At 59.9% G+C, this 22,472-nt stretch carries 16 protein-coding genes and 4 pseudogenes; 10 read left to right on the forward strand and 10 right to left on the reverse strand.

Going from position 1 to position 22,472, the window contains the following annotated elements; genetic code table 11:
• Window positions 1–2: 2 nt before the first annotated feature.
• The 3 genes from AS156_RS32310 to AS156_RS32320 all read left to right on the forward strand — a co-directional run bounded on the left by AS156_RS32310 (window position 3) and on the right by AS156_RS32320 (window position 5,014).
• Complete coding sequence (locus AS156_RS32310; RefSeq protein WP_066513374.1) at window positions 3–3,116, forward strand: efflux RND transporter permease subunit; 3,114 nt, start codon at window positions 3–5, stop codon at window positions 3,114–3,116.
• Between the two features lie 170 nt (window positions 3,117–3,286).
• Window positions 3,287–3,610, forward strand: a complete 324-nt coding sequence (locus AS156_RS32315) for a hypothetical protein (protein ID WP_136626543.1) — start codon at window positions 3,287–3,289, stop codon at window positions 3,608–3,610.
• A 522-nt stretch (window positions 3,611–4,132) separates the two neighbouring features.
• Window positions 4,133–5,014, forward strand: a complete 882-nt coding sequence (locus tag AS156_RS32320) for an AraC family transcriptional regulator (RefSeq protein ID WP_066513379.1) — start codon at window positions 4,133–4,135, stop codon at window positions 5,012–5,014.
• Between the two features lie 217 nt (window positions 5,015–5,231).
• Here the strand turns inward: AS156_RS32320 and AS156_RS32325 are convergent, their stop codons facing one another.
• From AS156_RS32325 to AS156_RS32345, 5 genes are all read right to left on the reverse strand, one after another.
• Window positions 5,232–5,849: a phosphotransferase gene (locus AS156_RS32325; RefSeq protein ID WP_245313181.1), complete on the reverse strand. Its 618-nt coding sequence runs from the start codon at window positions 5,847–5,849 to the stop codon at window positions 5,232–5,234.
• 177 nt (window positions 5,850–6,026) lie between these two features.
• Entirely contained in the window at window positions 6,027–6,413 is a 387-nt protein-coding gene (locus AS156_RS32330) for a hypothetical protein (RefSeq protein ID WP_066513594.1), read from the reverse strand.
• Between the two features lie 398 nt (window positions 6,414–6,811).
• Window positions 6,812–8,698, reverse strand: coding sequence for a site-specific integrase (locus AS156_RS32335; protein ID WP_066513383.1), 1,887 nt, complete (start codon window positions 8,696–8,698; stop codon window positions 6,812–6,814).
• Window positions 8,685–10,130 carry a site-specific integrase gene (locus AS156_RS32340; protein WP_066513384.1) on the reverse strand — a complete coding sequence of 482 codons (1,446 nt, stop codon included), beginning with the start codon at window positions 10,128–10,130 and terminating at the stop codon, window positions 8,685–8,687. Before AS156_RS32340 ends, AS156_RS32335 begins: the two co-directional genes overlap by 14 nt.
• Before the next feature lie 64 nt (window positions 10,131–10,194).
• Complete coding sequence (locus AS156_RS32345; RefSeq protein WP_136626545.1) at window positions 10,195–10,380, reverse strand: hypothetical protein; 186 nt, start codon at window positions 10,378–10,380, stop codon at window positions 10,195–10,197.
• Between the two features lie 133 nt (window positions 10,381–10,513).
• Here AS156_RS32345 and AS156_RS43115 point away from each other — a divergent pair, with 133 nt between their 5' ends.
• Entirely contained in the window at window positions 10,514–11,500 is a 987-nt protein-coding gene (locus AS156_RS43115) for a hypothetical protein (protein ID WP_066513388.1), read from the forward strand.
• A 1,148-nt stretch (window positions 11,501–12,648) separates the two neighbouring features.
• Here AS156_RS43115 and AS156_RS32360 read toward each other — a convergent pair.
• The 4 genes and pseudogenes from AS156_RS32360 to AS156_RS41440 form a co-directional block, all read right to left on the reverse strand.
• On the reverse strand, window positions 12,649–12,912 hold the full coding sequence (locus AS156_RS32360) for a hypothetical protein (RefSeq protein ID WP_066513392.1): 264 nt from the start codon (window positions 12,910–12,912) through the stop codon (window positions 12,649–12,651).
• Window positions 12,913–13,208: 296 nt separating this feature from the next.
• Window positions 13,209–13,405, reverse strand: a pseudogene (locus AS156_RS45830) (IS21-like element helper ATPase IstB); the annotation flags it as partial.
• A gap of 759 nt (window positions 13,406–14,164) precedes the next feature.
• A complete protein-coding gene (locus tag AS156_RS45220; protein ID WP_066513396.1) occupies window positions 14,165–14,347 on the reverse strand; it encodes a DUF6471 domain-containing protein in 183 nt (60 codons plus the stop codon).
• Window positions 14,340–14,834, reverse strand: a pseudogene (locus AS156_RS41440) (hypothetical protein); the annotation flags it as partial. The gene AS156_RS45220 and the pseudogene AS156_RS41440, both read right to left, overlap by 8 nt.
• Window positions 14,835–15,080: 246 nt before the next feature.
• On the opposite strand from AS156_RS41440, the gene AS156_RS32380 reads away from it, so the two are divergent.
• The 3 genes and pseudogenes from AS156_RS32380 to AS156_RS32390 all read left to right on the forward strand — a co-directional run bounded on the left by AS156_RS32380 (window position 15,081) and on the right by AS156_RS32390 (window position 16,594).
• Window positions 15,081–15,425: a helix-turn-helix transcriptional regulator gene (locus tag AS156_RS32380; protein WP_066513399.1), complete on the forward strand. Its 345-nt coding sequence runs from the start codon at window positions 15,081–15,083 to the stop codon at window positions 15,423–15,425.
• 499 nt (window positions 15,426–15,924) lie between these two features.
• Window positions 15,925–16,179 (forward strand): FitA-like ribbon-helix-helix domain-containing protein, encoded by a 255-nt coding sequence (locus AS156_RS32385; protein ID WP_066513404.1) that lies wholly within the window; start codon window positions 15,925–15,927, stop codon window positions 16,177–16,179.
• Window positions 16,176–16,594, forward strand: a pseudogene (locus AS156_RS32390) (PIN domain-containing protein). The gene AS156_RS32385 and the pseudogene AS156_RS32390 overlap by 4 nt, the downstream one beginning before the upstream one ends.
• Before the next feature lie 345 nt (window positions 16,595–16,939).
• On the opposite strand, the pseudogene AS156_RS45225 reads toward AS156_RS32390, so the two are convergent.
• Window positions 16,940–17,189: pseudogene (locus AS156_RS45225) on the reverse strand (DUF2130 domain-containing protein); the annotation flags it as partial.
• Between the two features lie 575 nt (window positions 17,190–17,764).
• Between AS156_RS45225 and AS156_RS32405 the strand changes: the two are divergent.
• Genes AS156_RS32405 through AS156_RS32415 form a run of 3 tightly spaced genes read left to right on the forward strand, consistent with a single transcriptional unit; the run spans window position 17,765 to window position 22,339 of the window.
• Complete coding sequence (locus tag AS156_RS32405) at window positions 17,765–19,270, forward strand: alpha/beta hydrolase (RefSeq protein ID WP_066513411.1); 1,506 nt, start codon at window positions 17,765–17,767, stop codon at window positions 19,268–19,270.
• Window positions 19,267–20,397, forward strand: a complete 1,131-nt coding sequence (locus tag AS156_RS42490; protein WP_136626548.1) for a caspase family protein — start codon at window positions 19,267–19,269, stop codon at window positions 20,395–20,397. The genes AS156_RS32405 and AS156_RS42490 overlap by 4 nt, the downstream gene beginning before the upstream one ends.
• The gene (locus tag AS156_RS32415; RefSeq protein ID WP_066513413.1) at window positions 20,384–22,339 is read left to right on the forward strand and encodes a pYEATS domain-containing protein; all 1,956 of its coding nucleotides are present in this window, start codon (window positions 20,384–20,386) and stop codon (window positions 22,337–22,339) included. Before AS156_RS42490 ends, AS156_RS32415 begins: the two co-directional genes overlap by 14 nt.
• Window positions 22,340–22,472: the final 133 nt, after the last annotated feature.

The raw sequence follows: 22,472 nt of genomic DNA on the forward strand, positions 1-22,472 counted from the left end.
ACGTGTCCTTTACCGATATCTTCATCCGCCGGCCGGTCCTTGCGATCGTCGTCAGCCTGATGATCCTGGTGCTGGGTCTCAAATCGATGACCTCGCTGCCGATTCTGCAATATCCACGCACCCAGAATGCCGTCGTCACTGTGACGACGACGTACTATGGGGCTGATCCTGCGATCGTCGCCGGCTTCATCACCACGCCGCTGGAAAATGCCATCGCCCAGGCCAACGGCATCGACTACATGAGCTCGACCAGCCAGTCCGGCACCTCGACCATCACCATCAACCTGCGACTTAATTACGATTCCGGCAAGGCGTTGACCGAGATCAACACCAAGGTGAACTCGGTGCTCAACCAGCTACCGAGCGGCTCGCAGCAGCCGGTGCTCACCGTCAAGGTCGGGCAGACCATCGACGCAATGTATCTCGGCTTCAGCAGCGACGTGCTGGCGCCGAACCAGATCACGGACTACCTGATCCGGGTCGTGCAGCCGAAACTGCAGGCTTTGCCGGGCGTGCAGACCGCCGAGCTGCTCGGCAACAAGACCTTTGCACTCAGGGTCTGGCTCGATCCCATCAAGCTTGCGGCCTATGGCCTGACCGCGTCCGATGTATCGACCGCGCTCTCCAGCAACGACTACATTGCCGGGCTTGGTACCACGAAGGGGCAGATGGTGCAGGTCAACCTGACGGCGGTGACCAACCTGAAGTCGCTGCAGGAGTTTCGTGACCTGGTCGTCAAGCAGGCTGGCGCCTCCAACATCAAGCTCTCCGATGTCGCCAGCGTCACGTTAGGCTCCGAGGATTATGAGTCATCGGTTGGCTTCAACGGCAAGCGCGCGGTCTATATCGGCATCCAGGTGGCGCCGAACGCTAACCTGCTTGATGTCATCAAGGGCGTGCGTGCGGTCTACCCCGACATCAAGGCGCAGCAGCCGGAGGGACTGAGTTCGGAGATCATCTACGACTCTACGGACTTCGTGAATAGCTCGATCCAGGAGGTGATCCGCTCGCTGGGCGAGGCTCTCCTGATCGTCACCGTGGTGGTGTTCCTGTTCCTCGGCTCGTGGCGCTCGGTGCTGATCCCAGTAATCGCCATACCGCTCTCGCTGGTCGGCACCTTCACCGTGCTGTTGGCGCTCGGCTTCTCGATCAACCTGTTGACCCTGCTGGCACTCGTGCTCGCGATCGGTCTCGTGGTCGACGACGCCATCATCGTAGTCGAGAACATCAACCGGCATCTAGCGGAAGGCGCAAGACCCTTGCACGCCGCGCTCGTCGCCGCGCGGGAGCTTGCGGGCCCCATCGTCGCCATGACCATCGTGCTGATCGCGGTCTATGTACCGATCGGCTTCCAAAGCGGCCTGACCGGTGCGCTGTTCACCGAGTTCGCCTTCACCCTTGCCGGTGCGGTCACCGTGTCGGCGGTTATCGCGCTGACACTCACACCGATGTGCTGCGCCTTCATTCTTAAGCCACCAAACACCGGCAAGCCGACGCTCGACGATCGCATCGTCGCGTTCATCGATGCGTCGATGGACACATTGCGGCACCGCTATCAGCGCCTGCTCGCGAGGAGCCTGTCAACGATCCCGGTCACCGTCGTGTTCGCCGCGCTCATCCTGGGCAGCATCTACTGGCTCTATTCGAACTCCAAAAACGAACTGGCGCCGGAAGAGGATCAGGGCGCGATTCTCATGCAGTCGACGCTTGCACCCAATGCGACGCTGCAGCAGAAGTTGTTGTATTCAGCCGAGGTCTATCGGCGCATCTCGGCCCATCCCGAAACCGCCGGCGTGTTTCAGCTCGATCTCGTCGGCAGCTCGATCGCCGGCTGGGTTCTCAAGCCCTGGGACAAGCGCGACAAGACCGCCGCAGACCTGCAGCCGGTTCTTCAGCAGGAGATGGCCGGCGTCGCCGGCGCCAAGATCGTGGCATTCCAATTGCCGCCGCTGCCTGGGGCAAGTGGCCTTCCAATCCAGTTCGTGATCCAGACCACGGAACCATTCGAGCGGCTCGATGGCATGGCCAAGGCGTTCATCGCCGCGGGGCTGAAAAGCGGCAAGTTCATCTTCCTCGACAATGACCTGAAGATCGACCAGCCGCAGACCTCCGTGGTCATCGATCGCGAGAAGACCGCGCAGCTCGGCTTGAAGCTCAGCGATGTCGGCGGAGCGCTCGGCAGCATGCTGGGCGGCGGCTATGTCAACTACTTCAGCCTCGACGGCCGCTCCTATAAGGTCATTCCGCAGGTCGAGCAGCGCCAGCGCCTTAATGCCGATCAGGTGCTGAACTATTACATCAAGACCGTGGACGGCACGGCCGTCCCGCTGTCGACCGTGGCCTCGCTGAAAACGACCACCGTTCCGGAATCGGTGAACCATTTCCAGCAGGTCAACGCGGCCACCATCTCCGGCGTGGCCATGCCCGGCGTGATCACTGGTGAAGCGCTCGCAACGCTGAAGGAGATCGCGGACCGCATCTTGCCGAAGGGCTACACCATCGATTATGCTGGGCAGTCGCGGCAGTTCATGCAGGAGTCATCCGGTTTTGCCGTCACCTTCGGGTTCGCTCTGATCATCATCTTTCTGGCGCTGTCGGCGCAGTTCGAAAGCTTCCGCGATCCTCTGATCATCCTGGTCTCCGTGCCGATGTCGATTGCGGGCGCGCTGATCTTCATCATGCTCGGCATCAAGGGCGCGAGCCTGAACATTTACACGGAGGTCGGCCTCGTCACGCTGATGGGGCTGATCAGCAAGCACGGCATCCTCATCGTGGAGTTCGCCAACGAGCTGCAGCATACCGGCCGCTCCAAGCGCGACGCGGTGATCGAGGCCACCGCGATCCGGTTGCGCCCGATCCTGATGACGACGGCGGCCATGGTGATTGGCGTGCTGCCGCTGATCACCGCGTCCGGCGCCGGCGCGGCTTCGCGCTTCAACATGGGGCTGGTGATCGCGTCGGGCCTCTCGATCGGAACGCTGTTCACCCTGTTTGTGGTGCCGGCGTTCTACATCTTGCTGGCGGCCGACCATTCCAAGGCTGCCGTTGGTCAAGATGCCGCGGATCACGATCTGGAGCCGCCCAGGCCGAACGCTCTTGCGCGCGTAACCGAATGAGAGAGAACTGGAGCGCAGACACACAATCACCACGGGGTGGTGGGAGCCACTTGCATGCGCTTGGCTCACTCGTCTCGTGCGGCGAGCGGCTGCCTTTTGCTGCTGGCGATGATCGCGGAGCGGCCCCGGCACGGCCGCGAACTCGTCGGGGCGATCGAGGAGTTGCGCGGGTGGATTCGCCCAGTCCGGGCGTGATCCATCCGACACTCTCATGGCTGGATGACATCGGCTACATGGCCCTCGATTCCGAAGTGGCTACCCGCAAGCCGATGCTCATAAAAAGCTGGAGAATGTCCGGCCCGGACCAAGAGGACCGCGCAAGCCTGGCCGTCAACCGCTTCGCGACCCCGCTGATTACAGGGCTGTTTCTGGTATCGGCACATCATGCTCCAATGATCTTCCGATCCTGGCACGAGCTGATCGGTACAGCTGAAGCGATGGCAATTGCCATGCTTATCGCCTCGCTTGCGCTCATTTGCACTTTGTTGCGATAGCTGTCGTAATCTGATCCGCCAGCCTGTCGGCGAAGCCGTTATCCGAAAAAGGGCTGCATGTATCTCGGTAAAAGACACGATCAAGAACGCGTCGCAGACAGCTGCCAAGCAGCGTTTCCGCCACTAAGGATGGTTCGACGTCGCCACGAACGCGGCCAAGCCGTTGTTCGCATACTATGTAGGCGCGTACAGTGTGCGCCAGCCGATCGCAGCCCAACGGATGCTCCTGGAGCCGCTTGCGATAGTCCGGCAGCGCCCCTCGGCTTGTTGGGCAGCAGCGGCTTGATCATGCGCCTTGGAAGTCAGTCATGTCATATCGGCTGATTTTGAGCTTGAACCAGAGTTCGGCACCATATGAAAGTCATCAGTGTGCAAACGCCCCTCTTTTCGCCGTTCATCCATAAATTGGGCGTGGCCGTAAACGGTCCTTGGGATGTTCTCCGACCCGTGACAAAACCGCAAGATCGGTCGAGCGCGTCATGTCTGCGTGCGCCTAACTGGTGTGGCCACGGAGGAGGGACGATGAAGGCGGGGCTTCAAAGCTATCAGGCCCGGATGCGGCGGGTGCTGGACTATCTTGACCGGCGTCTTGACAGTGATCTGGACCTGGAAACGGTGAGCGGAGTTGCGGCCTTCTCGAAGTTTCATTTCCACCGGCAGTTTACGGCGACCTTCGGGTTATCCGTGCATCGCTATGTCCAGCTTGCCCGTATGAAGCGCGCTTCGTACCGGCTGGCGTACGCGGACGCCCAAAGCGTCACCGACATAGCGATGGATGCCCGTTACGATGCACCGGATGCCTTCGCCCGCGCCTTTCGGCAACGGTTCGGGCAATCGCCGTCGTCGTTCCGGAAGTCTCCCGACTGGGAGCCGTGGCTTACGGCCTTCGGGCCCCTCGACAACGCAAGGAGCAAGCTCATGCAGAAGACTTTTACCCCTGACGACGTGACGATTCGCGATGTGCCTACAACGCCGGTGGCGATCATGGAGCATCGGGGCGATCCGGCGACGCTCGGTGCCACCATCCAGCGGTTCATCGCGTGGCGCAAGGCCGCCGGCCTGCACCCCAGGACAAATCCGACCTTCAATGTCTGGTATTCCGAGCGGCGCCCTGCGTCGCATGCCGATTATAGCGTGGACCTTTGTGTCGGGACCGACCAACCGATCGAGGCGAACGGCGAGCAGATCAAAGCCGACGAAATCCCTGGCGGACGCTGCGCGGTCCTGCGCGTCGTCGGCAACACCGATAATCTGGAGCCCGCCGCGCTCTACCTTTATCGCGACTGGCTTCCGGCCAGCGGCGAGGAACCACGCGACTTCCCAATCTATTGCCAGCGGCTTTCCTTCTTCCCGGAGGTGCCGGAGCATAAGGCGGTCGCGGAGCTGTTTTTGCCACTGAAATAGCCCCCTCTGACGGCGGCCTGTCCTTATCCGATCGCAAGAAATGGACAGGCCGCCATTCACTCAATCTCGGTCTTTACGGGTTCACGGCCTAGCTAGTTCGACTTGTGGAAGCTCTTTGGTGAAATCCAATAAGCTGACGCGCAGACTCGCTGTTGTTAGCGCTTTCGAGGGCCGGCTTCGTCTCCTAGAGCGTCGAGGGCCTAGCGCAAGGCCTCAGCTATGCCACGTTATGCTCGACATGCATCCGCATCCGGCGAGCAATATCCTTGATAAGGCGGTCGGCCAGACGATATGCAAACTGACGACGCCGTTCTTGCTCGCCGTCGGGACCCGCGTAGGACGCCTTACGCAGAAGCTGCAACGCTATCACACACGGGTATTCGTACGGCGTGAGCTGGATACTGAACGCCATTTGGCGGGCGTACTGGATCGCGTCAAGCAAATTGGCGCTTGGATCTTCTGGCCGCGGCGGTATTGCGGGAGCCATCAACGACTCCATTCTGTAAGCTTCGTCGGCAACCTTGATCCAATCTTCGCCCTTGATAATCTGCGTGTCGATCATCAAAGAGACGTCCAGAGCGGCCGGATCCACTGTAAGCGGGCCGTCTGCGATCGACGCAAAATCGATCAAAATGGCCTCATTGCCGGCGACGCGGACGTTCTGCCCATGCAAGTCACCGTGGGTTAATCCGAGCCGATGCTTTATGCGAGGTAGTGCGGCGAGTAACGATTCCAACTCACCGAACTCCGCGCAATGTTGGCCATTCTGAGCTCGCCGCTTGCGCAGCCTGGCCTTGCGTGAATCCGAGTATTTGGACGGCCGGGCAAGGCGCATTTGCGCCAAGGCTGGAGTTGCTTTTGTGCTCGCCCGGCCGATGGGAAAGATAGCGCTAAGTGGCATTTCTCGTTGGCTGTCGCCGCGGAAATCCGGATAGCCAAAAAAATACTCCCGCGAGCGGGAGTGTATGATCCTTATCAAGTCTAAGATGGGAGATCGGGACAGGCCGTCCTGTCATCCATGCACTACCCCGGCGACCTCGTCCTCTGCCGCAGCGACGACGCGATCAGGTTGATCAATCAGCAAGTCCTGTGGCCTCTTCCCACCAAGAAAGCTGTTGATCGAGGCGAACCAGTAAGCAGTGCCCCAGTCATCCTTCCGCCCGTGGAAGACGCTCAGCACACTTGCCAACCCTTTTGCCGGCTGATCGCTGATCGAGGGATCCAAAGCGTAGCGAGGAAAGTAGTCGACCCCGCGGTAGCGGATGGTGAAGATCTGCCCATCCTTCCTCCACTTGTTCGTATGAGAACGGGCATCGTTGAAGCCTGCCATCCGGGCGAATTGAGACGCAGTCAACCAATCACCGGTCTCAAGCACGGCTTTACGTGCCTTGGCGGCCATGCGTCTCTCAGTCCCGGTGAGTGTTCCAACGGTCGACGGCTTAATATGCTTGTCGCGGGACGCCATGGGGCAACATTCCTACGTTTGCGGTGGTTTGCGTCCGTAGAAGAAGCGCGCGAAGGACTCGAATGTCCCTACGGTGCAGGCTCTGCGGGTTTCTTGTTCTCCACCAATGAAATGGTGACGCCTCAGAGGTGAGCGTCCGGATCAGGTTGATACTGTGGCGGGGGGGCATGGTTCTTACCTACTCAGTTTCCACGAAAAAAGCGGCGCGCGGCCGTTCCACAAGGATTGAGAGTTCGGGAGGCAAGCTGATTTGAGTTCTTGGATGTGCTCTGCTGTTAGGGAGCGCAGTCATGCGTGGTAGGGTCGGAGGGAAGCATTTGCGTCCAAAACGTTCAGCCGCTGCCCATCGATCCTCTCATCGACGGGATTGCGGTATCCGTCATGCCGAGCGGCAATGCCGCCCGGACGGCGAGATTCTTTCGGAAAGTCTCCAACCGCTTTTCGCCGCCGGTATAGTGGTGGTCGGCAACCATCCGCCAGAAGAACGGCACCGGCGCCTCGTCCGGCGACAGCGCATGCTCGGTGGCAATCGCGTCCCAAACGTCGCTGGAGACCGGCGAGGGCGGCATGAGCGCTCGTTCGGGCGTCACGCCAGTCTTCAGCGCTTGCCTCAAGGACGCGAAGCGCTTGGGGCGCAGCTGGAGGAGGGCGGCGGCCCGGTAGGGGCCGACCTTCCGCTCTTCGACGAGGCGGTCCAGAACGGTTAGGCTTTCGATTGTCGCCTGCGTGCGTTGTTGCTCGAAGGCTTCGGGGGCCGTCGACCAGCGGATCGATGCCAGGTCGTCGAGAAAGCTCTGCTCGGCGACGGTGATCGGTGCTGGCGCCGTTGCAAAGTTCGCACGGCACCAGCCTGCGAGGCGATCCAGGCCGCCCGGAAAGCCCGCTGCTACGAGGCGGCAGAAGAACGCGACCGTGCTGTCGCCGTCCGGCCGCTCAGCGGCCGCCCTTCGGACCCTTTCCCACCATTCGTCGGGTACGCGGCGGCCCGGCTGCCGCTGCATGACGACTTCCGGAGCGACGCCCTGCTGCAGGCACGTGCGGATCATCTTGAGGCAATTGTAAGAGAGTCCCAGGACTTCGGCCGCTTCGAGCGGACGGAGCCCGCCTTCGGCGATCATGCGGTCGACCGCGACGGCATACTTGCATGCTCGCGCCAGCAGAGCGATTGCACGTTCCTCTGGATCGTCGGGTAGCGCAGTCGCCGCGATCTCCGCCAAGACCATCGAGTCGTTCTCCGCGGCGCGGGGCGCGGGCTCGGAGTATTTGAAGTTCTTGAAGGGACGATTCTTGCCGAGCCGGAAATGGTATCGCAGCGTGCTGTGCACGTTGCCGAGGGTGGTGTGAAGGAGGCGCGCGACCAGATTTCCGTCGATGACGCGCTCGCGCATGAGGGCGTCGATGCGCTCGCCGTACAGATTCCAGAGCTGGGCCCGGATGACGCGGCGCGCGTGTTTTCCGCGGGGCCAGCGGACCTCGCGGAGCGCACGAACTACCGGGTGATCCGGTTGCGGCGGGTAGGGGGTCAAGACGATCGGCACCACTGTCTTGCGGTCGGCGAGCCAGCGTTGCGCGGCGGCATCGTCTCCAAGCTGTCTTGCGAGGTTCTTAAAGGGGTCCGTATGCTTAAGTAGCCGCTCGATGCGCGCCGTTCCGACCACAGGCAGGGCCATCCGGGGCCGTGCGAGTTCCTTAGTGAGGCCGAGATAGCGACGCGAGGCGGCTTCGTCTCGTCCCTTGCGGAGCTGACGGAGGCAGAAGTTCTTCAGCATGCCTACGATCGTGCCGCGGGCACCAATCCGCTTGCTCAGGCGACTGAACAGAAGCTGGATTTCGGTCGCGGGTACTGGCCGACCGCTTGATGAGACGAAGAGGAATTCACTCGTCCAGCCGTTCTTTTTGGCAATGTGGGCGCGTTCGACTAGGTAACGACCGACGACCGACGCCACGGCCGGAGTGATCGCCACTTCATCGAGACGCCCGTTCCGACGCACCCGCACCATGAGGCGGCCGCCCGGCATCCAGTCCACCAGACGGATGTTCAGTGCGAGGCCCGGAAGGATGCAGCAGCAAGCCAGTAGTGCGACGACGGCGCACATTCTGAGAGCCTTGAGGAGGCTGCGCGTATGCCAGAACGTCGGTAGGAGCATCGCCATGACGTCGGGTGTCTCGAGGACGACGGTTCGCGTTTTCGGCATCGCCGATACGTCATCCCGCGGCATGGATGACCTCCTCGCCGGACGCTTGCTCGCATACGCGCCGTGCGTTCTTCGCATCGCGCTCCGCTTTCTTCTTCGCGGCGTGACGCGCGGCGCGCAGCTTCCATGCTTCGCTGCTCTTCGGCACTACCTTCTCCAATGCCTTGAAGGAAAGATCGGGAGCGCGCGAGGTGGCCTTCGCCTTCAACCACAGGAACTGCAGATGGGCGTACTGGGTCATCAGGGTCTTGACGGTCGTGCACATGGCCGACGACAGTACGTTGATGTCGAGACCAGCGTGCAGCATCCAGGTGACGCCCGTGTGCTTCAAATCGTGAACTCGGCACCACTCGAGGCCGGCCTTTTTCTTGACGGCGTCGAAACGCGAGGTCATGTCGTCGATTGGGTTGCCGTTTACGTCGTGCAGCACGTTGACCCAGCCGTGTTCGAAGTCCTCCTTCTCCCACGCGCGCGCCATGTCGCGGAGCGGCGCCAAAAGATGGGCGGGTTCGGCCCTCTTGTTGGTCCGCTTGGCTCCGTACGGCTTGCGGTAGATGATGCCCTTGGCAGCATGGATCGAACCGCTCTCGAAATTGATGCCCCATTCGAGCGGGAGGATCGTTTCGTCTCGCGTTCCGCTATAGAAGTAGATCCAGATGTACCGTTCGACCACGACGAGGTCATCGTCGAAATCCTCCTCCCAGTCGCCCTTTCCGGGAACCCACTTCCAGCCCTGCGCTGCCTTCACAAGGCGGACAAGCTGATCGTAGGTCAGCGAGTAGTCGAAGATGCGCGGGATCGGGAGCGGAATGTCGGTGCGGCGTCGCACGTCGTCCGCGGAATGTAGGTTGTTGTAGTAGTCATCGATGGCTCGGGCCTGCATCTGCAGCCGGAGCACGCAGCGGTTGTACACTCGTTCGCGCTTGTCCTTGTCCTCGATACCTGCCAGCATCTTGTTGATGTAGTCGATGCCGGAGCGGCGTTTCAGGTTGCGGAGAAGAACCGGGTCGAAGCCGCGCTTGAGATCTTCCGCCCAGCGCCGGCGCTGCCTATTGGTGTAGTCGGGCGTGGTCGCCTCCATTGCGTCAATCCACTCGGTATTGATGTCGAACAGTGGCTTGTCGAGCGGGGCGATGGCGAGTTCGTCCTGCTTGTTGAGCTCGGCGATGAAGTCGTCGAGCTCAATGTCGGCGGCCACCATCACCTCGTCGACATCCATACCGGGGCGAAGGATGATTTCGGTCGTCTTGTCTTTGCCGAGATAACGGATGTTGATCGTGTCACCGACGAGCGTGAGCCGAGGCGGCAAGGGCTTGCGCCCGACGGCGCTTCTGCGCTCGGCCTTGCGCCGCCGCTTCGCGGCCATGATGTTTGCCAAGGTCGTACCGTGGCCCCGGACCTTTGCTTCGCCGAATTTGACGAGCTTGGCTTCGATGCGGTCCCGGAGATCTTCCATTCTTCTATCCATGCGCTGCGATGACGAGGGATGCCGCTCTCGCGGCTCTGCGGCCAAACCGTCGTTAGGCCTGCTGGCCGGTGTCGGGATTTCTTTTCGACCGGGACCAGCGGAGCCTCGCCGTCTCGTCGTGGCGGCCGCCGCTCATGAAATGAACCAGCCTGAAACGGCGCTTTGCCGCATGCTGAAATGCCGATTGGAAGATGGTGAGGGTTTCCGAGGTGGAGAGCGACTGGGCGTCGGAAGACATCGGCTGGAACTCCAAAATCGGGGCCCCCGGCGGATAGGTGCAGGAAATGACGTCGGGCCCGTTGACGTCTTGCGTAGGTGCTGATTCAATTCGGTCATTCGTATGATTAATGATGCATCATGCATATGATTGCATGATCGTCAATGGCATCGGGTGCGACATGGTTGATGGACCATTGACTCAGGAAGAGAAGCTCGCGGTTTTCCGCAGGCAGCTCGAGTATCGGCAAAGGGGCCGGCCCTGGTACGAGCTTGCCCGGGGGCTGGACGAGGCTATGCGCGGGGCTGCGGCGCTCGGATACGGCTCCGACGTGATCAAGCGTATGGCCGAGCAGGTAACAGGTCTCTCGCCCGGTCTCGTGATGCGCTACGTCTCAACCTACCGTCGGGTGGGTGTGGCGGCGAAGGCCGCAGGCGTTGCGCCTGAATTCCTGCTGGCTCCCGGCTTCAATCCGGTCGAGATGGCCGTGAGGCTGTACGACCGCTCGCCCGAAGCCGGGCTGGAGGCCCTTAAGGCATTGGCGGAGGGGCGCATCGGCTCCTCGGAGCTGCGCCAGAAGCTGTCGGAAGCGGTAGCCGCCGACCGCTCACTCGCGGCCTCGCGCAGCCGCACGCACCGGAGCCGCGCGCTGGAGCTTCGGGCCATCCAGCGCGCCCTGGAAGGCGCGCGCGGGTCGCTTTTCCCTACGGATTCGTTGTTCGTCCGGCGGCCTCCGCTGGCCTACTTCCGCCGCGACGGCATGGAGGTGCGCGGCGCGGACGGAGCCTGCATGTGCGGCCTCGATCTCTTTGTCTCGGCGGACGAGAACGCGATCGCCTCCTTCGAGGCATCGCTTCCTTCGGCTTTCCTCCTGTCCCTGTATTTCCCCCGGACGTTCTTCGTGTTCTCCCCTCAGGCGCCGGACAGTGCTGTCCACCGGGCCATCGCGGCGATCGACCTCTTCCTAGCCCCTTGGATCGGCGTTCTCAGGATCACTCCTGAATTGGCGATCGTCACGGTGCGCGCGGGCGTCGGCCGTCCCGACCCGGACCGGCACGACGGCTACGAAGCGCTTCGGTCGGAGTTATCACTATCCGATCGCGGCACCGCGGCCGATGAGAGCTCATCGACTGACGAATGACGCGCGCCGTTTGGAGACCGCGCGACGACGCGTAGCGCGCGAGCGATCCCTATCGCGGGCGGTGGAAGTTTCTTCTTCAAATATCCGCCAGCGAGCGGCCCTATTCAATTTCCTCCCCAATATCAGGGGGCCGCACGGCGCGGCCGATTTGTCATGAATTGGTAAGGCATTGAAAACTAGAAGTATTTTTCAATGATGTATTCTTACTTGAGACCATCCAACCAAGATTTTTCCGACCCACATTCCGGCCTGATTCCAGGCCTTTTCAACCATTTTCGACGCCATTCGACCCTGTTTCGAGCCGCCGGCACCGTTCGGAGCGGTTCGATTTGGTCTATTTCCTCGGCAATTTCGGTTGCTGACCGAGTTCAATTTGGAGGTATCTACACACCGTAAATTAGCGTGTAAAACACTCATGTACCCTCATTAGTTGTGGAGGCGGCTCTTTGTGGTTTGGAAGGTTAGCCTTCCCCAGGCCGTGATCTCGCGGGCGAAGCCTAGTCCGGCCTGGGTCAGCGGTCATGAACGCGAACAGCCGCCGCCGGGCGACAGCAACGCCAGCATCTGGCTGGGCACCCCAGCGGTACGGGCTGCTCGCAAGGCAGCGAAGCGTTTACCGTGATTGTGCATCATTGATGCACAATTTGACCGGCATGTTAGGAGAAGCGGGAGAATTCGCCGCAAGGAGTGCGCCATGACGAACATGAGGACGGATGTCGCGGGGGCCGGCCCCGCTGCCGCAGACGGCGATGTCGGATCGGGGCCCGAGCGCCTAGGCCGGACCGGTCGCGAGAACCTGCCCGAACGGGTCGCGGAACGGCCGGATCCGTCGCAATGGGACCCGGACGAACTCATGACCTTGGTCGAAGCGGCCGCGTTGTTCTGGCCGCGCGGGCCGATCCGCGAGGCCTCGCTGCGGACCGCGCGCCGGGATGGTCAGCTTGCGGTCGGCCGGATCGCGGGCAAGCTGGTAACCACCAGGAACGCCGTGCTGGCGATGATTGCGGCGGCGATGCGCACGTCCGCCGAAGTCCGNGGGACCGCGGCTACGGATGCGCGGGCCGCGCTGCGCACCAGGATCGAGGCACTGGTCAAGTCGCCCGAGCAGCGGTGAGGCCGATCGAGGAGGGCGTGGACGACCATGGCGATCACCGCCGAGGCGTCGCCGGCGATCGCCCGCAGCCATTACGAATCGTTGACGTCGTGGTCCGCCCGAACGAGATCACGTTGGTCTTGCGGCCGTTGTCGAAGGCCTCGGCCGGACCGGTCCACCAGTAGTGCAGGACCGGCGGCCAAGGCGTCGTTGTTCTCGGCACAGGTCCGCGACCGCACTGGCAGTTGATCTCCTTCGTTCGCGCAAGGCGGAGCCTGCTCATCGGATTGGAGTTGTCGTCGTCGCCGTCGTTGCCCACGGATCGTCTCCCGAGATCCACGACCGGCGGCCGTGCCTCGCCGGGCCACGCACCGGCACGGAGATCTATTCGAGCTAAATCTTTTCCACTTGGAAGCCCCCCTATTCGAGGGTGTAGTCGCCGAGATCTAAGCCGGCCACGGCAAAGCTCGAGGATGTTCTCGCGGTCGAGGAGCGAGGCAGATAGGTGTCGTGCCCTCCAGCCGTCGAATATCGGACGGGTCCAGACCGTGACCGGAACCCGGCTGCGGATTTGGACGGCGGCACGATGCCAAAGCGCTTGACGGCCCAGAGCTGTCAATCGGCTCGCAAGTTAGCCCCTCATCGGCGTCCAATTTTGACCCCGTTGAGCGGTGGGGTTTAGCGGTCGGCTCGTCGGAGCTGGCGGGGGTTGCGGAGACGAGCCGAACGCGGGTGGTGTGATCGTCGACATCACGGCTTTTGAATCGCCAGCTATCGTTGTCGGTCTCGACAATGTCGCAGTGGTGGGTCAACCACGTTGTGGAAGCGGCCCCTGGCACCGGATCGGATGCAGCTCTTGCGATGGCGAGTTGGTACTTGATTGACCGGTCGTGCTTCTCGTTGATCTCAGCGTTGAGAGGGGCAGGTTGATAAGAATAAGCCGGCATAGGCGACGAGAGAGCGAGATCTGCACGGCGGTGACCAGCCGTGAGGTAGCCTGATCAAGAATTGCCGTTGCATGTCAAGAACACATCGATGCGGTAATTATGGCGCAAACGCCACAAGCGGACTGTGACGTTACTCGGCGGCGTGACCGCGCCACGTCAGCGGGAAATGCTCGGGTTGGATGGTGAGCCGATAGGCAACCAGCGTTGACCCATCAAAGGCCTCAATCAGGTAATCGCAGGCGGGACAGTGATATTCGCCCTTTGATCCCGGCTCAGACCATAGCTCCATTCGCCGGAATCCTGCGCCGCAGACCGCACAAGTCACGTCTGTCTTCCGCATGGCACCATCCCCGCGTATCGTTGAAGATGACAGTTTAGCGAAATGCTCGCGGCCAAAGTTTGTTCTGGGTCAAAGAACGGGATTAGTGCTGTAGCGGGCTCCCACCCTCCCAAACCCAAGCCTCGGTAGGCTTCCAAAAATGCACCTCTCCACAATGAGGGCATTTGACCGGAATGGCGATGCTTGGCAGCGTCTCAAAGCGCACTGTCTCGGTATCCAGCCCGGTTTGCACGGGCTTTCCGGTGTGGGGACAGCGCATGAGAATATCTGGCATGGATGGAGCCCTAGATTTCCTCCAACACTACCTGCTCAAGTTCCAGCGCTGCAACGCACGCAAGAAAGAAGATCGCTGTAAACGATCCCCGTTTCAGCTTCGTGGTGATCCCGGCTTCGGTCTCGTCCTTTACCGATCTCCGCGCGGCGCGAACGGCTGAAATACTCCTCAGCCTGATTGGTGCAAGCACCATCGAGGCTGTACGCCATCCTGATGGTTGATGCGGCGCATCTCGAAACGCTCGTAGAGGCCATCCCAAGAGGCGGCTTCGTCGGCATGAACGACAGCCCCATCGCAATACGGGCGCGAATGAAAGCGGCAGCTTGGCTTTCAGAGCCAAAAACCGCTGGCACAGAATTGCCGCCGCGCTCACGGATGACGATGACGACCTTCCGTTTCCCTTTTTGATTGCGCGCATATCGGTGGCCGCGGCAATATTCTTTCTGGTTTGCTGGCTTTACGTAACCGCCAAAATAGCCGCCATCCACCTCAGCCGTTTTGTCTTCGCCGCCGCCGACGACGCGACGAAAGCAGACCTGTAGGACATGCGCACGCGTTGGTGCAGGTCGTACCGACGCAAGGGTGGTGAGGTACTCGGCAAGCTCGCAGCCCAAATTGCGGGGTTCGATGGCTAACCTGTAGCCAAGCCTCTTCGCACGAGGCGAAGCGCGGGCCGTCATCGAGGCCGGGGGCCGGAGCTCGGCAAGGCGGGCGTCGCCGTGTTGCAAGACGGCGCTACTGATGTAGCGTCCTTAGAAGTCCGAATCGCGTCTATCTGGCGCGCTCACGGCGCTCAAGATGGAGCACGCGGTGGTTCGCAGCAGGGCTGGCCGGCGGCGTCGGGAAACGTCATGGGGGTCCTCTTTCGGTTTCGACGAGGACGATTTGGCATATAAAATCCACCTGTGCGTCAGAGACGCTAAATCATGATCAATGGACGACAAATCGCGGCCGCCCGGGTCTGGCTGGGCATCTCGCAAGCCGAACTGGCGCTGGCGTCCAAGGTTGCGACGCGGACGATCGCCCATCTCGAAAGCGGCGGCAGGGTTCCGCACGACCGTACCCTCAAAGCGCTAGTGGACTGCATGGAAGAAATGGGGGTCGAATTTCTGATGGACGATAACGATGCCCAGGTCGGAGTCGGCATTCGGGTGCGCCGTGCCAAGCTCCATCCTCTCATCTTGTCGGTTCGCGAGGAGAGGACCGAAGAGAGCGGATCGGCGGCGAGCGGAAAGCGGAGAATTTCCGGAATGGCCGGAAAGGAAGGTTGAGCGGAGCGATCGCGCCGCCCGCGAAGCGGTGTCCGCTTCGACTTGAAGACCATCTTCGATCTCTCCGCCCAGCACGCGCCTGAGAACCTGCCTAGTGGGCTGCGCTTTGCGGTTCGGCTTCCAATACGAAATACCAGGTGAGCCAGATTGGCTTACGACGCGTTTGGCCAGTCTCTACTTCTTCGAACTTCGATCGAGGATGGGGCACCCGGTATTTCGGCTATCCGGATTACGGTGTGGGGTGATGACAAAATTTCGTAATATCCGTAGCTGATGGCTCTGGAGCCGTCCGCGGCCGCGCTCGAAGCCTTGGTCTTCCTCGGCCTTGGTTGACCAGCTGGTGGCGGCGGGGCGGTTGGAGGGATGTAGATATCTCCCTGCCATACCAGGCTCAGGTGAAGAAGCTCGGCATCCGGTCTGGCGGCGCGTGAGCGTCGCCATTGAAGGCTGCTATCAGATATTTTATTTTGATAGCATAGCAGTCAGTCTCTGGACCATCATGGCCGCCGTCACCATCCGCAACCTCTCCGAGGAGGCCCTTCGCGCCCTGAAACTCCGCGCGGCGCAGCACAATCGCAGCGCAGAAGCGGAAATGCGCGCCATTCTTGAGGCTACCGTGTGTCCCGAGGGCCGGCTGCGGCTCGGCACCGCCCTTTCGGAGATGAGCTGGAAGATCGGCCTCACCAATGCCGATGTCGAGGCACTTGAACATGGCCGCGATGCACGTCCCGGCGAGCCGATGCGCTTCGAATGATCCTGCTCGATACCAATGTGATCTCCGAGGCGATGAAGCCCGAATCGCATCCATCGGTCCGTGACTGGCTCGACACCCAGGCGGCCGAGACGCTGTTTCTCTCTAGCGAAACCATCGCCGAACTGTTGTTCGGCATCGGCGCGCTGCCGCGCGGCAAGCGCAAGGACAGGCTGGCAGCTGCGCTCGACGGCGTGCTGGATCTGTTCGCGGCCCGCATCCTGGCCTTCGATACTGCGGCGGCGCGGCGCTATGCCGATCTCGCCATCAAGGCGCGCGGCCGGAAAAGGCTTCCCCGCCCAATGGCTATATCGCCGCGATCGGCACCGCGCACGGGTTCGCCGTGGCATCGCGCGACACGAGTGCGTTCAATGCCGCCGGTCTGACAATGATCGATCCCTGGATCGTGACCCGCTGATAGTGTGTCGAGCGGGCGCTTCACCGTGACGGCAGAAACCGCCAGGAATTGCTGATCGATAAAAACCGATTGCAAGCCTTACTACGCGCGAGGTGCAGGCGAGCCCAGGAAGGGGCGCCCTCTGATTGAGCCTTTATCGGGATATATTAAAACCGCTTAGAGCGATCGGCCGGCATCGCCAAGCTCGAGCGAGACAGTTCGGAAAAACGTCGGTTGATCGCGCGTTCAATATTGTAATCCGAATAGCCGATATTTCAGGAATCGACGCGACTGCACTGACCGTATACGGTCGGTGCATGGCTTCGTTGTCGTGAGAAAGTTCGCTGATCAGCGGCCGGCTTGAGCCTACTCCGCAGCCTCGCTCTTTGCTTCGATCATGATCACATCGAGGCTCTCGATTTCCTGCATCGCACGCCTGGCAATGCCTTGGAGGTCGCCGTATCGGCGATCAAGTCGAGCACACTCCGCAGCTGTTCCTCGCGTTTGGCCCACAGCCGCATCATCGTCTTGCGCTCGCGGTCCGCTGCATGTCAGTGAACTTCTGAACGACTGCATCGATGCGATGCCGGAAGCGCGGACCGATCAGCTGGGAGTATCTCAAGGCATTGTGAGGGACCAACACGCCGTACCCCAGTGCTTGCCGTCAGCGCCGGCCTACCGGTTTGGATCCTCCACTCGGGCCCACTCTTTCATGTTGATGGCCGGTGCGATCGGCTCACCGCCGCTCGTGTTGCGCAAGCTCGGCTCCAAGCAACGGCCCGACCGGAGATCCAAGCGTTCGCGAACCATCGAGATCAAGAAGTGCTTGATCAGCGACGTAGATTTTCAGGGCTCGTACTCTAGGCAGCCGTGAATTATTACGTTATCATTCTATCTAGAGTTGTCCAGGCTGCAATGCTTTGGTGGCCCCATGGGCCTTGATCCGTTCAAGATTCCGGCTGAGCCGATACCCTTCAAACACCCGCTCTGTCTCCTTGTGGAGTCGCGTAGCGGCTCCGAAGGCATAGGAGAGCGCAAACTCACCGCTTCGAATCCTACGAATGGATACCCGTCGGTTGCTTATCGCGAGGCATTGCGGTCGGCCCACCCGAATTCTGGCGCGCTGATGCTTTAAAAAAAGGCGTGTGCGAGGCGCATAGCTCGATCAATCAAGGATTGCTGAGAGGATAGATGATTTTCTCCACAACAGACGGCAAGCTTGATCCAGGCCAAGAACGTACGTTCGATCAACTTGAAACCGAGTTGGCGCGCGCCGGTGCGAAGGTGCTGCTGCACTTGCACGGGGGATTGGTCAACGAAAAGGCTGGGCGCGAGACAGCAGTTCGATTAGCTGGCCCGGCTCCGACGGGATTGGGCCTGCCTGCAGAGTGGTCGCAGATCTACGTTGTTTGGCACACGGGCGTCATTGAGACAATTCGCACGAACTGGCTTGATCTCGCGCATGACGATCGTCTCTATCAGGTCGTCCTCGAGAAGTTGATGTGGTTCGTGGCCAAAAAACTTGCCCTTCCCGCTGCGGGTCGCTCGGCTGCGGATACGACGGGCTTGACGGAACAGGAAATCCGCAAAGGGATTCTTGGCAATGGCGACCGTCGCAAGCCTTTCGACAGGATGGATAAGGTAACGCCGCAAGCGACCGCCGGCGGACGAGATCCGGTAACCATTCTTCAGGGAGACCACGAACTCTCCGAAGAATTCAAAACGGTTCTCAAGAACGACCAACATTTCAACGAGGCCGTCGCCGATATCGATGCTGCGATCAATTCCGGGTTAGAAGGGCGCGCGCCTGCTCCGGCTGGACAAACGGAAAGAGGCGAAAAGAGCTATCGCCGCTTGGACGAAAAAATTCGGACCCCGATCGAAGAAAAACAAGCAGAAGGTGAGGGTGGACGCGGCGCGGTAGCCGTCTCGGCCTTTCTGCTTAAACATGCTGGAAAGATTGCGTTCCGGTGCTTTTCGCGATTTCGAACAAAGCGCGACCACGGATTTCACGCAACGTTGGTCGAAGAGGTGGCGCGTGAGATGTACGGCGATCTACTCGGTGCAAAGATTTGGGGTATGATTGTTAAGGATGCCGCGGACCATTTCAGTCCCGGCGGATTCGGTTTGAAACTCCTTGCGGCCTTATCACGAACTACTCCTGTGCACGTCGTCGTAACGGCGCACAGCGCTGGTTCCATCTGGGTCGCCGAGATGCTCAATGCAATGCAGAAGACTGACAAAAATGTCTCGTTCGATCTCGTCTTGTTGGCCCCAGCGGTCAGGACCGACGTTTTTGCGGAAGCGATCAAGAGCGCCGGCAAGAATATCTCACGCTGTCGGATGTTTACGATGAGTGACGAGCTTGAGCGAGTGGACGCCGTTCTCGGTCACGAATGGGGGTACATTTATCCAAGCTCATTGCTCTATCTCGTCTCGGGCATGTTCGAGGAACTAGGCGCTAAAGCCTTTACCGACGCTCCTCTCGTCGGCATGCAGCGTTTTGTCGGAGTTGACTGGCTCAATGATGAAAAACAAACTTCTGCGGAGAAGTCTATCGCTGCATTTTTCCAGCAACCGAGCAATGGGAGTTTCTACTCACCGACGCCAGGTATCACGACCGCCGACAGCCATAGTAATTTTACGCGCGAAGAATTGACGCTTGCAAGCGTAAGCAGATTTTTAACAGGGCAATGACAATGAAGGCTTGGGCTTTCGTCGTTGGTATCAACGAGTATCATCCGCACGCCGGGCAGCGCATACTAAAGGGCGCGGCCGCGGACGCAGCAGATTTTGCGGATTGGGCTCTCCACCGCGATGGTGGCGGCGTAGCGCCCGAACGCCTCTTCTTCTGGACAAAGCCGGCCCCGCAAAATCCGCCTACGGCGCTCGCTAACTATTTGCAATCCCCAACTGAATGGTGGGACCTGCTGGCTGGACAGAAGAAGCCGGATTTTTCGCAACCGCCTAGTGCGATCACTATCCTTGAAACTGCATTGCAGGCGGGAAAAGCCGCGGCCGCCGAAGCAGCACAATTAGAGAGCAACGAAGAGCGTCGTTGCTATGTATTTTTTGCAGGACATGGGATTCAAACAAACACAACTGGCGCGACCGCCGAAATTCAAACTTGCTTCGTTTCGGGCGATTTCCGGCCAAATACCGCTACGGTAATGGGATTGATTCCATGTGACGATCTCCGGCGAGCGTTACTTGCTGGGGGATTCGATCAGGTGTTCATGTTCCTCGACTGTTGCCGCGTGGCTATGTCGGCGTTGAACATGCCAGCTCCGACCGTTGGCTCGGCCACCGCAATGAATCCGCCTGCGCCATTTTGGGGAGTTGGGCACGCTGCTCAAAAGAACAAGATTGCATATGAGACGGAAGCGGCGCCGTTCCGCGGCGTGTTTTCCAAGACTTTGCTCCGCGGTCTACGAACCTTGCGGGATCCAACGTCGAATGAGCTGAACCTGGATCGTCTCAAGTTTTATGTGAGCGATAATATTGGTCTGCATACACTGAAGGGGCAAAAGCCTCATTTCCTTGGTGATCCCAGCGATCCACCGCCGGTCATCGTGCACAGTCCTCCGATTCCTGTTTCCGAGGAGGAGGCACCTATCCGCGTCGTTTTTCAGACCGTCGCACCTGGCACAATGGTTCATCTGGTCGATCACAACGGTGGTATTCTCAGAGAGCTTGTCGCCGGACCAGACCCGACGCTGGTTGCAGCAGTCACAGGTCGGCTATACTCGTTCGATATTACAAATCCGCTGTCGTCGAAGGCTTTTAGACATCCGGGCCCGGGAGTGACAGATGTCATCCTTTGAAGATACGGAGAATCGTACGGAAGCCGACCTCATAGTTCGGGGGCCAGTTGGCGCCGAAATACAAGTCGTCGATGCCACATACCGCAGACGCGCCAAGGGTACCGTAGAACTCAAGGCGCGATTGCCACAAGGCATCTACATGATCGATTGGAGTGCGGCAGGGCAAACATCGCAAAAGATCGTTCGCCTTTTGCCCATAGAGAAGCCACTAGTTATCGATCTCAATGAGACGCCTCTTTTTGCGAGCGAGATCTATCCCTACAGCTCATTCGCAGGACCTGTCGAAGCCTCCGACGGCTCGGAGGTCCTGATAATCGTGCGCCCTTCTTCACCCAATACGCTGATTAAAAGTGAAGTGAACCTGAGACTCCTGGGTGTCGCCGGCAATATGCGGTCGTCTCAAGGGGAGGTCGCGACGACACAGGCGCAAAGTTCGGATAGTTTCGTAGCGCGATTTTATCACGTGATACCCGGCGATTATCGGCTCCGCTTTGCTTCTACGATTAGCCCAACATTTGATCAGACGATCCCGGCGATGAGGGGGCGCCGGACTGTGGTAATGATGTACGTCGGCGAAAGCAGCGTACTTCTCAGCGAAGGCGATGCGTATAAGGCAGTCGAGTACCAAGGCATAGATGCCGCCCGCACTATTATCGTCTCAACCGCTCAGTCAGATTCGGATTTCTTGGAAAGTGAACGACTGGCGGGCATTTTACTTCACGATCTTGCCGTTGGCAGTGGCTCCCTCGGCGCGGCATTCGAGAGGAGTTTAAGTGCGACGAGCGTAGACCCTCTGTTGCTGATTTACGCAGCAGCGGTGGTCCTGAGCTGCTTGGATCGCCAAGCGTCGCCAGCCCTCGACGATCCTTGGCCCAGAGATCGCGATTCCCAGAAGGAATTTAGTGAGAAGTGGCAGCAAAAGGCCATTCAGTGGTTGAAACGCGTGAACGTGGAGGGGGCACCGCCCGACGTAGCCGCTCTTCGGTGGCGTTTGGAGACCGTCGGCTCGTCTCTAGATATAAAGGGTCGGGATCTCTCGAACCCTCCGATTCTTGAACGGTCGTGGTTCTGGGCGTTAGCTCAAAGCACACGCGATTCTTATGCAATCCCGAGCGGTGCAAGTTTTCGCGCCGTAGCGCGTGGTGGAAGTGGCATAAGACCGTGGCTCGTCTGGCGTCCGGCTGCTGCTATCGGCGATGCAACTGAGACCGGGGATCCAAAAACAGGCGATCTGCGCGGAACAATCGAGCAAGTTGCCGAGAGGGCGCGAACGGCTTTTGCTGCTGCGGGATCCGCTCCTAGGCTTGAACTTAGTATCGATCCGCTCGCTCTGCTTTCACCTGAAGCCAAAGCGATGTCCTTGCGGACGCTCGAAGTCGCAGGCATTCGATCTAGCGACGGCTTTGCAGAAAGAACCGGTGATCAAGCGACAGATCTGGCCATTCTGTTCAACACGCCAGCGCCTGAGCTAAAGCACAGGCTTCAGCAGACTTTGGCGGAACTCGACACCGCTTTGAAGGATGCCCCAGCAACGGCTGTGCCAACTGCAAGCTCGTCAAGGTCAGATCCGCCGGCCCTACGGCGCATGATCGCTTGGCCTGATGATCCTAATCGTGGCCGGTTCGGCGGAAAAACAAAAATTGACGACTTTGAACTACGGGCAGAATTCTCCAGCACTCCACATGCAGACCGGGTCAAAGTAAGGCTGATCGTCGAAGCTGAAAAGCATGTCGATGTTGAGCACGACCAAGTCGAGTTTTTTCTACATTACAGTTTTTGGCCAAATCGGGCGACGGCGGGTTTTAGGAAATCCCAAGCGCTAATCGATGTGACGGCCTGGGGCGGGTTTACCGTCGGCGCATGGCTCGCGGATCGCAACATAGAACTTGAACTGAACTTGGCAGACATCCCCGGGGCTCCGCCGATCATCATTGAACGTTAATCGAAGCTCTTGAATTTCACCCGTAGTGTGCCTCCTAGCAGGACGCTCGCCCCCGCGCGCAGAGTATCACCAAATTGGTTGTCGGACCAAGCGGTAGCGAAGAATGGCTCGAAGGGCACGAACTCTTTGAAGG

Origin of the sequence: Bradyrhizobium macuxiense, assembly GCF_001542415.1 — a bacterium.
Taxonomy (GTDB): domain Bacteria; phylum Pseudomonadota; class Alphaproteobacteria; order Rhizobiales; family Xanthobacteraceae; genus Bradyrhizobium; species Bradyrhizobium macuxiense.